Annotated in this window: 12 protein-coding genes, 3 tRNA genes and 1 pseudogene; 12 read left to right on the top strand and 4 right to left on the bottom strand. The window is 58.9% G+C overall.

From position 1 onward, the window contains the following. Positions 1-988: NAD(P)/FAD-dependent oxidoreductase (locus AAAB16_RS10685; RefSeq protein ID WP_340663297.1), on the top strand; the 988-nt coding region annotated here is incomplete at its 5' end. A 79-nt stretch (positions 989-1,067) separates the two neighbouring features. Here AAAB16_RS10685 and AAAB16_RS10680 read toward each other — a convergent pair. Further along, positions 1,068-2,930, bottom strand: coding sequence for a sigma-54-dependent Fis family transcriptional regulator (locus tag AAAB16_RS10680; protein ID WP_340663296.1), 1,863 nt, complete (start codon positions 2,928-2,930; stop codon positions 1,068-1,070). A gap of 305 nt (positions 2,931-3,235) precedes the next feature. Between AAAB16_RS10680 and AAAB16_RS10675 the strand changes: the two genes are divergently transcribed. From AAAB16_RS10675 to AAAB16_RS10650, 6 genes are all read left to right on the top strand, one after another. Then, a complete protein-coding gene (locus AAAB16_RS10675; RefSeq protein ID WP_110614856.1) occupies positions 3,236-4,330 on the top strand; it encodes an ABC transporter ATP-binding protein in 1,095 nt (364 codons plus the stop codon). Next, positions 4,330-5,451, top strand: coding sequence for an ABC transporter ATP-binding protein (locus AAAB16_RS10670; protein WP_340663295.1), 1,122 nt, complete (start codon positions 4,330-4,332; stop codon positions 5,449-5,451). The genes AAAB16_RS10675 and AAAB16_RS10670 overlap by 1 nt, the downstream gene beginning before the upstream one ends. After that, complete coding sequence (locus AAAB16_RS10665) at positions 5,448-6,311, top strand: carbohydrate ABC transporter permease (RefSeq protein WP_110614854.1); 864 nt, start codon at positions 5,448-5,450, stop codon at positions 6,309-6,311. The genes AAAB16_RS10670 and AAAB16_RS10665 overlap by 4 nt, the downstream gene beginning before the upstream one ends. 10 nt (positions 6,312-6,321) lie before the next feature. After that, positions 6,322-7,122 (top strand): carbohydrate ABC transporter permease, encoded by an 801-nt coding sequence (locus tag AAAB16_RS10660; RefSeq protein ID WP_340663294.1) that lies wholly within the window; start codon positions 6,322-6,324, stop codon positions 7,120-7,122. 10 nt (positions 7,123-7,132) lie between these two features. After that, positions 7,133-7,405 carry a DUF2160 domain-containing protein gene (locus AAAB16_RS10655; RefSeq protein WP_110614852.1) on the top strand — a complete coding sequence of 91 codons (273 nt, stop codon included), beginning with the start codon at positions 7,133-7,135 and terminating at the stop codon, positions 7,403-7,405. Positions 7,406-7,490: 85 nt separating this feature from the next. Next, complete coding sequence (locus tag AAAB16_RS10650; RefSeq protein WP_340663293.1) at positions 7,491-9,233, top strand: ABC transporter substrate-binding protein; 1,743 nt, start codon at positions 7,491-7,493, stop codon at positions 9,231-9,233. Between the two features lie 102 nt (positions 9,234-9,335). Here the strand turns inward: AAAB16_RS10650 and folD are convergent, their stop codons facing one another. Then, positions 9,336-10,190, bottom strand: coding sequence for a bifunctional methylenetetrahydrofolate dehydrogenase/methenyltetrahydrofolate cyclohydrolase FolD (folD, locus tag AAAB16_RS10645; RefSeq protein ID WP_110614850.1), 855 nt, complete (start codon positions 10,188-10,190; stop codon positions 9,336-9,338). A 187-nt stretch (positions 10,191-10,377) separates the two neighbouring features. Between folD and AAAB16_RS10640 the strand changes: the two genes are divergently transcribed. The 3 genes from AAAB16_RS10640 (at position 10,378) to AAAB16_RS10630 (ending at position 10,719) form a co-directional block, all read left to right on the top strand. Further along, positions 10,378-10,454: transfer RNA gene (locus AAAB16_RS10640), tRNA-Arg, on the top strand. Positions 10,455-10,504: 50 nt separating this feature from the next. Further along, positions 10,505-10,580, top strand: a tRNA-His gene (locus tag AAAB16_RS10635). Between the two features lie 54 nt (positions 10,581-10,634). Further along, a tRNA-Leu gene (locus AAAB16_RS10630) sits at positions 10,635-10,719 on the top strand. Positions 10,720-11,203: 484 nt separating this feature from the next. Here AAAB16_RS10630 and AAAB16_RS10625 read toward each other — a convergent pair. Together AAAB16_RS10625 and AAAB16_RS10620 are read right to left on the bottom strand one after the other, a co-directional pair. Continuing rightward, positions 11,204-11,380: pseudogene (locus AAAB16_RS10625) on the bottom strand (BrnA antitoxin family protein); the annotation flags it as partial. A 2-nt stretch (positions 11,381-11,382) separates the two neighbouring features. After that, entirely contained in the window at positions 11,383-11,658 is a 276-nt protein-coding gene (locus AAAB16_RS10620; protein ID WP_340663292.1) for a BrnT family toxin, read from the bottom strand. 341 nt (positions 11,659-11,999) lie between these two features. On the opposite strand from AAAB16_RS10620, the gene AAAB16_RS10615 reads away from it, so the two are divergent. Beyond that, positions 12,000-12,998 (top strand): 2-dehydro-3-deoxygalactonokinase, encoded by a 999-nt coding sequence (locus tag AAAB16_RS10615; RefSeq protein WP_340663291.1) that lies wholly within the window; start codon positions 12,000-12,002, stop codon positions 12,996-12,998. Between the two features lie 13 nt (positions 12,999-13,011). Beyond that, positions 13,012-13,632 (top strand): 2-dehydro-3-deoxy-6-phosphogalactonate aldolase, encoded by a 621-nt coding sequence (locus AAAB16_RS10610; RefSeq protein WP_340663290.1) that lies wholly within the window; start codon positions 13,012-13,014, stop codon positions 13,630-13,632. Positions 13,633-13,649 lie beyond the last annotated feature (17 nt).

The following is a 13,649-nucleotide window of genomic DNA, read 5'->3' as shown; positions in this document are numbered from 1 at the left end:
CGATTACACCGATAAAAATGTGGTGGTGATCGGCAGTGGCGCCACCGCCGTAACGTTGGTGCCGGCCATGGCCGAGCAGGCCCGTCAGGTCACTATGCTGCAACGCTCGCCCAGCTATATCGCCTCGTTGCCGGCCACCGATGTGGTGGCGGATTTCTTGCGTAAGCACTTGTCCGAAGGGCGCGCCCATAGCCTGGCGCGTTGGAAGAATGTGCTGCTGACCCTGGGCTTTTTTCAGTTCTGCCGCCGCGCGCCAAGCCTGGCACGTAAGCTTCTGCGTTTTGGCGTGAAGCGTGAACTGCCGGCCGGCTATGCGGTGGACACCCACTTCAACCCGCAGTACCAGCCGTGGGACCAGCGCCTGTGTGCCGTGCCCAATGGCGACCTGTTCAAAGCGCTGAAAAGCGGCAAGGCGCAGATGGTTACCGAGCACATCGACACCCTGACCGAAACCGGCATTCGCCTGCGTTCGGGGCAAGAGCTGGCAGCGGACATTATCGTCACTGCCACCGGCTTGAAGTTGCAGGCCTGTGGCGGCATGAGCATCGAGGTAGACGGCACGCCGGTGCAGATCGGCGACACCCTGGCCTACAAAGGCATGATGCTGAGCAACGTGCCTAACTTCGCCCTGTGTGTGGGCTACACCAACGCTTCCTGGACGCTGCGCTCGGACTTGGCCTCGCGCTATGTGTGCCGCGTGCTGAATTACATGGACGAGAACGGCTACAAAATGTGCGTAGCCAGGCATGTGGCGCGCTCGGTAGCGAAACGACCGCTGCTGGATATGTCGGCCGGCTACGTACTGCGCGCCGCCGATGTACTGCCCAAACAAGGCCCCGGTGCGCCGTGGCAGATGAAGCAGAACTACATCCTCGACCTGTTCAACCTGCGCTACTCAGCGCTGGAAGACGGCACCCTGACATTTCGCCACGACCCCGCCCTAGGTATGGCGCCGCGCATCGTCGAGCGCGCCGCCTCCGCTGCGTAAGGTTTATGCCGTTGGTCTCGTAGGGTGTGCCGGTCCGCGTAAGGTGCGCGCACCAGGCGGTCATCCGATAAACGAGTTGTCAAACCTTCACCCCTTGCTCACGCAGGCGCTTGTACAGGGTGTTGCGGCTCAGGCCGAGCTGGCGGGCGAGGTGGGAGATGTTCCGCCCGCACTGTTCGTACTGGCTTTTCAAGTCGCTGTCGTCCACCGGCAGCGGCTTAAACTCCGGCACCTTGGGCATTTCGCCGCTAGGTAAGTCGGCCAAGAAATCATCGGGTAAATGTTCGGCGTGAATCGGTTGGTCGTCGGCCATGGCCAGGGCGATTTGCAGCACGCTGCTGAGCTGGCGCAGGTTGCCGGGCCAGGGGTGGCGCAGCAGCAGTTCCATCACTTCATTGCTTAAGCCGGCCCATTGGTAGGGCTCGCGGTGGTGTTCCCAGAGCCGCTGGATCATGGCCTGTTTGTCGCTGCGTTCGCGCAGCGGCGGCAGTTCCAGGTTAAGGCCGCTGATGCGGTAGTAGAGGTCTTGGCGGAACAGGCCGCTGTCCACATCCTGGCGCAGGGCACGGTTGGTGGCCGAGATCAGGCGGATGTCTACCGGGTATAACTCGCTGCTGCCCAGGGGTTGTACGCAACGCTCCTGCAACACCCGTAGTAAGCGCGCCTGCACCCGCAGCGGCATATCGCCGACTTCATCGAGAAACAGCGTGCCTTTATGCGCCTTGCGGATCAGGCCGATGCTGCCTTTCTGGTTGGCGCCGGTGAAGGCGCCTTTTTCGTAGCCAAATAGCTCGGATTCCACCAGCTCAGCCGGAATAGCCGCACAGTTCACCGCGATCAAACTCTGCCGCGCGCGCGAGCTGGCATGATGCAGGGCCTTAACGAAGACCTCTTTGCCCACCCCAGTTTCGCCGTAGACCAAGATCGGAATGTCTTTTTCCAGCAGGCGCTCGGCTTGGCGTACGGCTTTGTCCACGCGCGGATCGCCGAGGTTGATGGAGGCCAGGGTAAATGGGCTTTGTGCCGGTTTTTCTTGTGGCTTGGTAATCGGCGGCGGCGCCGGGCGGAAGTCGCGGGCCTGAATCGGCACAGGCTGTTTGGGCCGTTTCAGCTGCGCATGGAAGCGGAAACGCCCGCCGGCGCGCAGGTTAAACGGCAAGTCTTGCGGCTGATTAAGCAGTTGCTGCAACGGAATATCGAACAGGCTTTCGATGGTCACCGCCGCCAGGCTGATGCCCAGCAGGCTGTCGGCACGGCGGTTGGCGGACACCACCTGGCCGGTTTCATCGAACACCACCAGCCCGGCCCAGGGGCTGTCGAGGTTGTTCAGGCTGGTGTTAAAGGTCAGCTGGAAATAGCCCTGTTGGAACAGGTTGAGGATCAGCCGGTTTTCCACCGACTGGCTCATCATTTTCACCATGCCCAGGGTGTGCGAGGGCGGCAGGTAGCTGTCGCTGGACACATCAAGCACGGCGATCATCTGCCGCTGCTCGTTGAAAATCGGCGAGGCCGAGCCGGTCATAAAGCGGTTGGCTTTAAGGAAGTGTTCGTCGTGCTGAATATGCACCGGCTGCGCACAGCTCAGCGCGGTGCCAATGGCGTTGGTGCCGGTGTAGCGCTCCAGCCAACTGGCGCCGGCGACAAAACCGGCGGCGTGGTTGGGCTCGATAAAGCGCTGGTCGCCCCAGCTTTGCAGCACTTGGCCCTGGTTGTCGGCGAGCATGATCAGGCAGTTGGAGTTCGCCAGGATATTGCCGTAGTAGGGCAGCACTTCTTTATGGGTGGTTTGCACCAGCGCCTGTTGGCTTTCCAGTAACGCCGACACTTCGCCGGGGCTGGGTTGCACAAACACCGGGGCACTCTGGTGCGTCAGGCCGAAGTCTCGGCAGCGGCTCCAGGAGTCTTGAATGATGGTGTCGTGGGGCAGGGCGCTTTCGGCCATGACAGGGTCTCGCGTGGTTTTGTTTTTATTGTTTGCCAGCTATCGACCGGTCTTTGCCGGGCTGGTTCAGTGTCGTCTATGACTGTTCAAAGTCAACAGTGGCCACTGTTCAGTTGTTCACGTTTAGCTGTTCAAGGCTGTTCAGTGCACCTGCTCAGCGCCCTTGTTCATTGGGCGAAAAGCCTTTGCTGACAGGGTGTTGCAAGCTCCGGGCCGAGGTTGGCACAGAACTGGCTCTGTATATGCCCAAAGGTTGACGCGGGCCACTGCGCTAAAACCGACAACAACAATAAAAAGGACGACTTATGTCGCTAGTGCTTGAACACGTCACGCGTGTGGTCGACGGCATAACCCATATCGACGACGCCTCGCTTAGTTTCGAACCCGGCTCCTTTAACGTTCTGCTCGGCCGCACCTTATCCGGCAAAACCAGCCTGATGCGTTTGATGGCTGGCCTGGATAAGCCCAATAGCGGGCGCATTCTGATGAATGGCGCGGACATGACCCACGTGCCGGTGCGTAAGCGCAACGTGTCGATGGTCTATCAGCAGTTCATCAATTACCCGACCCTCACCGTCTTTGAAAATATCGCCTCGCCGCTGCGGCAGGCGGGCTTTAAAGAGGCCGAGATTGTTGACCGCGTGCACGCCACGGCGAAGATGCTGCGCATCGACGCCTTGCTCAAGCGCCATCCGCTGGAGCTGTCCGGCGGCCAGCAGCAGCGCACGGCCATGGCCCGAGCGCTGGTCAAAGATGCCTCGCTGATCCTCTTCGATGAGCCGCTGGTTAACCTCGACTACAAGCTGCGTGAAGAGCTGCGCCAGGAAATGCGCGAGCTGTTTGCCGCGCGCCATACCATTGCCATTTACGCCACCACCGAGCCCAACGAAGCGTTGGCCTTGGGCGGCACCACTACCATCCTGCATGAAGGCCGCGTGGTGCAGAGCGGCAAGACTGCCGACGTGTATCACCGCCCGCAGCAAGTGCTGGCCGCTGAGCTGTTCTCCGAGCCGCCGATCAACCTGATGCCAGGGCGGATCAGCGGCACCGAGGTGAGCTTTGCCGATTCGGTGCACTTCCCGCTAAACCCGGACCTGCAAAATATCGGCGAGGGCGAATACCGTTTTGGCGTGCGCCCCAGCCATATCGGCCTGGTGCCGAGCAATGACGATGATCTGGAATTGGCGGTGACCGTGGAGCTGGCGGAAATCAGCGGGTCAGAAACCTTTCTGCATGTGCGTAACGAGCAGTTTGTGCTGGTGCTGCATCTGCCTGGCGTGCACGAGTACGACGTGGATACCGCGATCCTTATCTACATCCCCACCCATAAGCTGTTTGTCTTCGCCGCCGACGGCCGCCTGATTCAGGCCCCCAGTCGCCGCGTTGGGAGGGTTGCCTGATGGCCGAGATCCGTTTGCACCACCTGGCCCACAGTTACAGCAAAACCCCCAATGGCCCGGACGATTACGCGATTCGCGAGATGAACCATATCTGGGAGCAGGGCGGCGCCTATGCCTTGCTCGGCCCATCGGGCTGCGGCAAGTCGACCTTGCTGAACATTATTTCCGGGTTGCTTAGCCCCTCCGAAGGCGAAGTGCAGTTCGACGGCAAGGTGGTGAACTTGCTGCCGCCGGAAGAGCGCAATATCGCCCAGGTTTTCCAGTTTCCGGTGGTGTACGACACCATGACGGTGTTCGATAACCTGGCCTTTCCCCTGCGCAACCAAGGCATGAACGAAGCCAAGGTGCTGAGCAAGGTAAACGAGATTGCCGAGGTGCTCGACCTGCACCCGCTGCTGAGCAAAAAGGCTAAGAACCTCACCGCCGATGAGAAGCAAAAGGTCTCCATGGGCCGTGGCCTGGTGCGTGACGACGTGTCGGCGATTCTGTTCGACGAGCCGCTGACGGTGATCGACCCGCACCTGAAGTGGAAGCTGCGCCGCAAGCTCAAGCAGATTCATGAGCAGTTCAATATCACCATGGTTTACGTCACCCACGATCAGCTGGAGGCCTCGACCTTCGCCGATAAAATTGCGGTGATGTACGGCGGCCAGATCGTGCAGTTCGGCACCCCGCGTGAGTTGTTTGAACGGCCGAGCCACACCTTTGTTGGCTACTTCATCGGTAGCCCGGGTATGAACCTGATCGATGTCACCCGCACCAGTGGTGGGGTGAAGTTTGCCAATACCGAGTTGCCGTTAAGTGCGGCGCTTAATCAGCGTTTGGCGGCATTGCCCGAGGCGAAGTTGAAAGTCGGTATTCGCCCGGAATTTATCCATATCTGGGACGGCCCTTACGACGATGCCCTGTGCGGCGACGTGCAGCATGTTGAAGATCTGGGCACTTACAAAATCCTCACCCTCAACCTCGATGGCCAGCAGCTGAAAGTGCGTTTGCAGGAAGACCAGCCGGTGCCGCAGCAAAAGGTGTACCTGAGCTTTCCGGCGCAGTGGCTGATGGTTTATGCCGATGAGTACTTAGTTGAAACCCTGGTAGAAGCACCAGCGGAGGTAACGCCATGAAGGTGCAAAACAACAAGGCCTGGTTTTTGGTATTGCCGGTGTTTTTGCTGGTGGCCTTTAGCGCCATCGTGCCGATGATGACGGTGGTGAACTACTCGCTGCAGGATATTTTCGACCAGTCTAGCCGCTACTTTGTCGGCGCCGATTGGTACCGCCAGGTGTTGGCCGATCAGCGCTTGCACGACTCGCTGCTGCGCCAATTTATCTATTCGGCCTGTGTGCTGTTGATCGAAATTCCCTTAGGCATCGGCATCGCCTTGTGCATGCCCACCAAGGGCCGCATGGCCTCGCTGGTGCTGATTGTGCTGGCGATTCCGCTGCTGATTCCATGGAACGTGGTCGGCACCATCTGGCAGATTTTCGGCCGCGCCGACATCGGCTTGATGGGCTACACCCTGAACAAGCTGGGCATCTCCTACAACTACGCGGCCAATACCGGCGATGCCTGGGCCACGGTGTTGATTATGGATGTGTGGCACTGGACCTCCTTGGTGGCGCTGCTCTGTTACTCGGGGCTGCGCGCCATTCCGGATGTGTATTACCAGGCCGCGCGAATTGACCGCGCTTCGGCGTGGGCGGTGTTCCGCCATATCCAACTGCCGAAGCTGAAAAGCGTGCTGCTGATCGCCGTGATGCTGCGCTTTATGGACAGCTTCATGATTTACACCGAGCCCTTTGTGCTGACCGGTGGCGGGCCGGGGAATGCGACGACTTTCCTTAGCCAAACCCTGACGCAAATGGCCATCGGCCAATTCGACTTAGGCCCGGCAGCGGCGTTCTCGCTGGTGTACTTCCTGATCATTCTGTTGGTGTCGTGGGTGTTCTATACCGCCATGACCCACAACGACAAAAACCGCTGAGGTCCGCGCCATGACGACAAGAAAAAAAGTGGTGTTGGTGCTCTACATTCTGTTTCTGCTGGTGCCGATTTATTGGCTGTTGAACATGTCGTTCAAAACCAATAACGAGATTCTCGGCGGCCTGAGCCTGTGGCCCAGTGAGTTCACCCTGTCCAACTACAAGGTGATTTTCACTGACCCCAGTTGGTACACCGGCTATCTCAACTCGCTGTATTACGTAACGCTGAATACGGTCATTTCCCTGACCGTGGCGCTGCCTGCGGCCTATGCGTTTTCCCGTTATCGCTTCCTCGGTGACAAGCACCTGTTCTTCTGGCTGCTGACCAACCGCATGGCGCCACCGGCGGTGTTTTTGCTGCCGTTCTTCCAGCTGTATTCGTCCATCGGCTTGTTCGATACCCATATCGCTGTGGCGCTGGCGCACTGCCTGTTTAACGTGCCGTTGGCGGTGTGGATTCTCGAGGGCTTTATGTCCGGCGTGCCGAAAGAAATCGACGAAACGGCGTATATCGACGGCTACAGCTTCCCGAAATTCTTCGGCAAGATTTTTATCCCGTTGATTGGTTCGGGCATCGGCGTGACGGCGTTTTTCTGCTTTATGTTCTCGTGGGTCGAGCTGCTGTTGGCGCGCACCCTGACCTCGGTAAACGCCAAGCCGATTGCGGCGGTGATGACCCGCACGGTGTCGGCCTCCGGTATCGACTGGGGCGTGCTGGCGGCAGCCGGGGTGCTGACTATTCTGCCGGGCATGCTGGTGATTTGGTTTGTCCGTAACCATGTAGCCAAGGGCTTTGCCCTGGGCCGGGTGTGAGGAACTGATGATGGAATGGATGGCCTGGACGACTCCCACCGCTGCGTTCTTTGGCGCAATTGCCTTGCTGCTGGCGGGCATGACGGTGTGGGAGCTGCGCTCGCCTTGCGTTGAGCGCCGTGGGTTTTTACCGATTGCCACCACCCGTGGTGATCGTTTGTTTATCGGTCTTCTCGGAAGCGCTTACCTGCATCTGCTGGTGATTGGCGCGACTGAATGGAGCATCTGGGTGGCGTCCGCGCTGTCTCTGGTGTGGCTGTTGGCTGTGATGCGTTGGGGGTAGCCGGCGGGCGGGGCGGCCCTGCCTGTTTTGTGTCCGCGCCCGCTGAGTTTGGTATGTCCCACCTAATAATTACCAGGAGGTGTCTATGTTGAACAAAAACAACAAACTGCGACATAGCGTGACGTTGGCGGCGATTTTCGCCCTGAGTGGCTTGAGTGCAACGGCCTGGGCAGATGCCTACGAAGACGCGGCAAAAAAATGGATCGGCAGCGAGTTCAAGCCGTCGACCCTGACCCCCGAGCAGCAATTGGATGAGCTCAAGTGGTTTATCAAAGCCGCCGAGCCGTTCCGTGGCATGAAGATCAACGTGGTGTCGGAAACCCTGACCACCCACGAATATGAGTCCAAGGTGCTGGCCAAGGCCTTTAGCGAAATCACCGGCATCCAGTTGACCCACGACCTGCTGCAAGAAGGCGACGTGGTGGAAAAACTGCAAACGCAAATGCAGTCGGACAAAAATATCTACGACGGCTGGGTGAATGACTCCGACCTGATCGGTACCCACTTTCGCTACGGCAAAACCGAGTCGATCACCGACCTGATGGCCAACGAGGGCAAAAACTTCACCTCGCCAACCCTGGACCTGAAAGACTTTATCGGTATCTCCTTTACCACCGCGCCGGACGGCAAGGTGTATCAACTGCCTGACCAGCAATTCGCCAACCTGTATTGGTTCCGTGCGGACTGGTTTGAACGCGCCGACCTCAAAGCCAAGTTCAAAGAGAAGTACGGCTACGAGCTGGGCGTGCCGGTGAACTGGTCGGCTTATGAAGACATCGCCAAGTTCTTTAGCGAAGACGTTAAAGAAATCGACGGCAAGCGCGTTTACGGGCACATGGACTACGGCAAGAAAGACCCGTCGCTGGGCTGGCGCTTCACCGATGCCTGGTTCTCCATGGCCGGTGGCGGCGACAAAGGCTTGCCTAACGGCTTGCCGGTGGACGAGTGGGGTATTCGCGTAGAGGACTGCCACCCGGTGGGTTCCAGCGTCACCCGTGGTGGCGACACCAACGGCCCGGCCGCAGTGTTTGCCACGCAGAAGTACGTCGACTGGATGCGCGCTTATGCACCGCCAGAAGCGGCGGGCATGACCTTCTCCGAGTCCGGCCCGGTACCGTCGCAGGGTAACATTGCTCAGCAAATCTTCTGGTACACCGCCTTTACCGCCGATATGACCAAACCGGGGCTGCCGGTGGTAAACGCCGATGGCACGCCAAAATGGCGTATGGCGCCGTCGCCGCGTGGGCCGTACTGGGAAGAGGGCATGAAGCTCGGTTATCAGGACGTGGGTTCCTGGACGTTCCTCAAATCCACCCCAGAGAAACAACGCTTGGCCGCTTGGCTGTATGCGCAGTTTGTGACCTCGAAAACCGTTTCGCTGAAAAAGACCATCACCGGTCTGACGCCGATTCGTGAGTCGGATATCAACTCGCAAGCCATGACTGACCTGGCGCCAAAACTCGGCGGTTTGGTTGAGTTCTACCGCAGCCCAGCCCGCGTGCAATGGACCCCGACCGGGACCAACGTGCCGGACTACCCGCGCTTGGCGCAGCTGTGGTGGAGCCATATCTCCGAAGCTGCCAGCGGCGAGAAAACCCCGCAGGAAGCGCTCGACGGCTTGGCTAAAGACCAGGACGCGATCATGACCCGCCTGGAACGCTCGAAAGTGCAGCCGATTTGCGGGCCGAAAATGAATCCGGAACGCGACGCTCAGTACTGGTTTGACCAGCCAGGTGCGCCGAAACCAAAACTGGCTAACGAGAAACCGAAAGGCGAAACCGTTAACTACAACGATCTGTTGAAGTCGTGGGAAGCGGCGCGCAAATAAGCGCTCGTAGAAAACAAAAACGGCACCTCAAAGGGTGCCGTTTTTTTATGGCTGCTTTTTTTGTTGGGCTTCGCTGCGCTCAACCCAACCTTTGCGCCAACCTCAATCGTGCAAATGCTCGGCCGCATACAACGTGTTTTCCAACAAACACGCCCGCGTCATCGGCCCAACGCCGCCCGGAACTGGCGTAATCCAACCCGCGCGGGGCAGGGCGGTGTCATACACCACGTCGCCAACCAACTTGCCGTCGTCCTGGCGATTGATACCCACGTCAATCACGATGGCGCCCGGTTTGATCCACTCACCTTTAACCAGCCCCGGTTTACCGGCAGCCACGACCACCAAATCCGCACGGCCGACGTGGCCGGCCAGGTCTTTGGTGAAGCGATGGGTCACGGTCACGGTGCAGCCAGCGAGCAGCAGTTCCATCGCCATCGGCCGCCCGACAATATTGGACGCGCCAACGATCACCGCATCCATGCCATATAAGTCGACACCAGTGCTGGCCAGCAAGGTCATGATGCCCTTGGGCGTGCACGGCCGTAGCAGCGGGATACGCTGGGCCAGGCGGCCGATATTAAACGGGTGGAAGCCATCGACATCTTTATCCGGGCGGATGCGCTCCAGCAGTTGCGAGGCGTCCAGATGCTCCGGCAGCGGCAGTTGCAGAAGGATGCCGTCGATGGTGGCGTCATCGTTGAGGCGGTCGATCAGCTCGCGCAGTTCGTCCTGGCCAGTGCTGGCCGGCAGGTCATAGGCATGGGAAAGAAAGCCGACTTCTTCGCAGTCTTTACGCTTGTGCGAAACATACACCTGCGATGCGGGATCGCTGCCGACCAGGATTACAGCCAGGCCAGGCGTACGCAGCCCTTGCTCGCTGCGTTCGGCGACACGTTGGGCGATCTGCTTGCGCAGGCTAGCGGCGATCGCCTTGCCGTCGATAAGTTGTGCGGTCATGACGCTTGGTTAACCATCGGAAATGATTGAAAAAGGACGCGCATTCTCGCATGACCGGCCGGGCGGGCAAAGGCAGGCGGTCAGCAATTTGGCGTAACTCCTTTATCTCACTGAATTTTTTACGTTTTAGTGTTGACGGCAAGTGAGCTCGTCTATAACATTCGCCCCGCTTGTCGAGCACAGCCAAGTGCCCGTAGCTCAGCTGGATAGAGCATCCGCCTTCTAAGCGGATGGTCGCAGGTTCGAGTCCTGCCGGGCACGCCATCAGGCTGTTTGGCAATACAAGTAACGCAACACAGCAACAACGCAATATGGTGGGCGTAGCTCAGTTGGTAGAGCACAGGATTGTGACTCCTGTTGTCGTGGGTTCGATCCCCATCGTCCACCCCATATTCGAAAAGACGCCAGGCTTATCAAAGTCTGGCGTCTTTGCTTCAAAGCTTCGCGGACGTGGTGGAATTGGTAGACACACTGGATTTAGGTTCCAGCGCCGCAAGGCGTGAGAGTTCGAGTCTCTCCGTCCGCACCAAATATAGTTTCGCCGGCTTCCGTTGAGCTTCGCGAAGCCAGTAACAAAGCCGCCTAGAGCGGCTTTTTTATTGCCTTGAGTTTTGCTTTCTTTCGTCATCTTTTGCGCGCGCAATGTACCTTGCGCCGTACATTCCGAGTTCGAGCAGCGGGCTATGTACAGATGCCCCTAACCGATACCGCTCCCACTGCCAGGGGGCAGAGCACTTTCCCGCCCTGTTGCGCGGTGCAGATTGTTAGCCGCTCTTAACCTGCGCCTTAGCTTTTTTCCCTGCCGTCTTGGCTTTGCTTTTTATCGCTGCCTCCAGTGGGCCAGGTTCTTCTCTTACCGCCATTACCGAGCGCCGTTGACTGCCATAGGTGTTGAGGTGGCCTGCTGGGGTATCGAGCTTGGCCGCCAGTGCTGCCTGTCCCTCAACGAGGGTGCGCAGGGTGTTGAGAATTTCGCTTAAAGCGGCATCGCCAGGGTTGCTGTCCACCCCGCACAGCGCTTGTTTAAGGATGCTGTTGATCAACGTCTGATAGCCCATGCCTTGAGCGTCGGCGCGCTGGCGTGCCGCTTCCAGCACGGCATCGTCGAGCATGATGGTGATGCGGGTTTTGCCTTTGGTTGGCGCCACAGGCCCGCGTGTTGCCGTGCTGAAGTCGTATGCGTCTTTCATGTTCACCCACCTCTGTATTGCTGAATCTCGCGCGGCTGGGCTTTGCGCGCGGATATCAGCCTTACGAAATTGGGATCCCGGTAGGTGTAAACCACCACCAGTATCCTGCCCTTGCTGTCTTCGCCCAAGGTTACCCAGCGCTCTTCGTTGTGATCGTGGTCCGCCAGGGTCAGGGCCTGCGCATCGCTTAGCACGGTCGCCGCGTCGGTCAGGCGCACTGCGTGTTTATTGAAGTTGCTGCGTGCTTTTTGCGGATCAAACTGGATCGTGAATGCCATTATGCATACTCGATATGTATTTATGGGGGTTTGAGGTCGATGTCGAGACGGGTGGTCGTTCGCTCCGGATGAGCCGCCGTGCCGCCGTTGTTCGAGCTGTCTGCATCGTTTTGTGCAAGACGTTATTGGGGCAGACCCAGTGGCGCTTCGCAGCCAGCCAGGTCGCCGGTGTCTGTCATGCCGGGCTTATAGCGCTGTGGCTTGCGCTTACTTTGCGCAGGTAGTTGCAAGTCATTAAATCCCAATATATGAGATGTAAATATATATGTTGAGATTTTTACCGGCATCGTTTTATAGTCGACGCCACGCACTCACTACCAAAAACAAATTCAGGTGAAGCGATGCAGGCTCAGTTAATCGCCCTCGATTGGGGGACCACCTCGTTGCGTGCCTACCGGCTCGCAGCTGGCGCCAAGGTACTGCAAGAGCGCACGCTCAGCGCGGGCGTCATGCAGCTGCCGAAAACGGCGCGGCTGGTGGCGGGGGAGCTGTGCAGCGATGGCTTTGAACTGGCATTCGATGAGGCCTGTGGTGATTGGCTCGACGCCGAGCCCCACCTTCCGGTTATCGCCTGCGGTATGGTCGGCAGCGCCCAGGGTTGGCGCGAAGCGGCCTACTGCGACACTCCCGCCAATGTCGCCCGTTTGGGCCATGCCCTGATTACTGTGCGCAGCGTGCGCGGTACGGCCATTCATATCGTTCCCGGCGTCATTCAGCGCTCGCGCTTACCCAATGTGATGCGCGGCGAAGAAACCCAAGTGCTCGGCGCGCTGCACCATTTGCCCGCTGACGGCCAAGCCCCTCTATTAATTGGTCTACCTGGCAGCCATTCGAAATGGGTCGAAGTGGCGGACCACTGCATCGTCCACTTCGACACCTTTATGACCGGCGAGCTGTTCGCCGTGCTTTGCGAGCACAGCATCCTCGGCCGCACCCAACAACGCAGTGCGCTTTTCGACGCCGATGCCTTTGATCGCGGCGTGCAGGTGGCGCTTTCCCGGGAAGGTGAAATCGGCCCGCTATCGACCTTGTTCAGCGCCCGCACCCTGGGGCTGACCGGCATGTTGAGCGCCTCCGCGCAGCCGGATTATCTCTCTGGTTTGCTGATCGGCCATGAGCTGCTGGCGCTGGCCACCACCTTGCGCCACCGGCACAGCGGTGCAGCGCTACCCGCCGTTTTACTGATCGGCAATTACCAACTCTGCCAGCGTTACAGTCGTGCGTTGGCTGCCTGCGGCTTTGCCTCGGTAGGCCTGGCTGAGCAGGCCACCGAACGCGGCTTGTGGTACCTGGCTGAACAAGCCGGATTGTTATCGACCCCTGTTTCTTCTCCTGCTTAAAGCGAGGCCAGTCATGTTTAAACAAGCATTGGCGGAGAACGGATTGATCGCCATTTTGCGTGGGCTACATCCGTCAGAAGCGCAGGCCATTGGCCGGGTTCTGTATGACGCCGGCTTTCGCGTTATCGAGGTGCCACTCAATTCGCCGCAGCCTTACGAGAGCATTCGCATTCTGCGCGATAGCTTGCCCGCCGATTGCCTGATTGGCGCCGGCACCGTGCTGTCGCCACAGCAGGTTGAGGCGGTCAAGGCTGCAGGCGGGCAGGTGATTGTTATGCCCCATAGTGACCCTGCCGTACTGCGCGCGGCCAAGGCGGCTGGCTTGTATTTGGCTCCCGGAGTCGCAACGCCCACCGAAGCGTTTGCTGCGCTGGCTGAAGGCGCCGATGTGCTCAAGCTGTTCCCGGCTGAACAGATGGTACCCGTGCTGGTCAAGGCTTGGTTGGCGGTGCTACCTGCCGGCACCGTGCTGCTGCCAGTGGGCGGCATTTCGCCAACAAATATGCAGGCGTTTATCGAGGCCGGTGTGAAGGGTTTTGGCTTGGGTTCCGGTTTGTACAAACCGGGCATGTCAGTGGCTGAGGTTGGGCGCAATGCCGACGCCTACGTCAGCGCCTGGCGAACATTGTCTTAGCTGTTTTGGTTTAGGGA

Origin of the sequence: Pseudomonas sp., from assembly GCF_037994325.1 — a bacterium.
GTDB lineage: Bacteria > Pseudomonadota > Gammaproteobacteria > Pseudomonadales > Pseudomonadaceae > Aquipseudomonas.
This window is presented reverse-complemented; position numbering and strand designations above follow the sequence as displayed.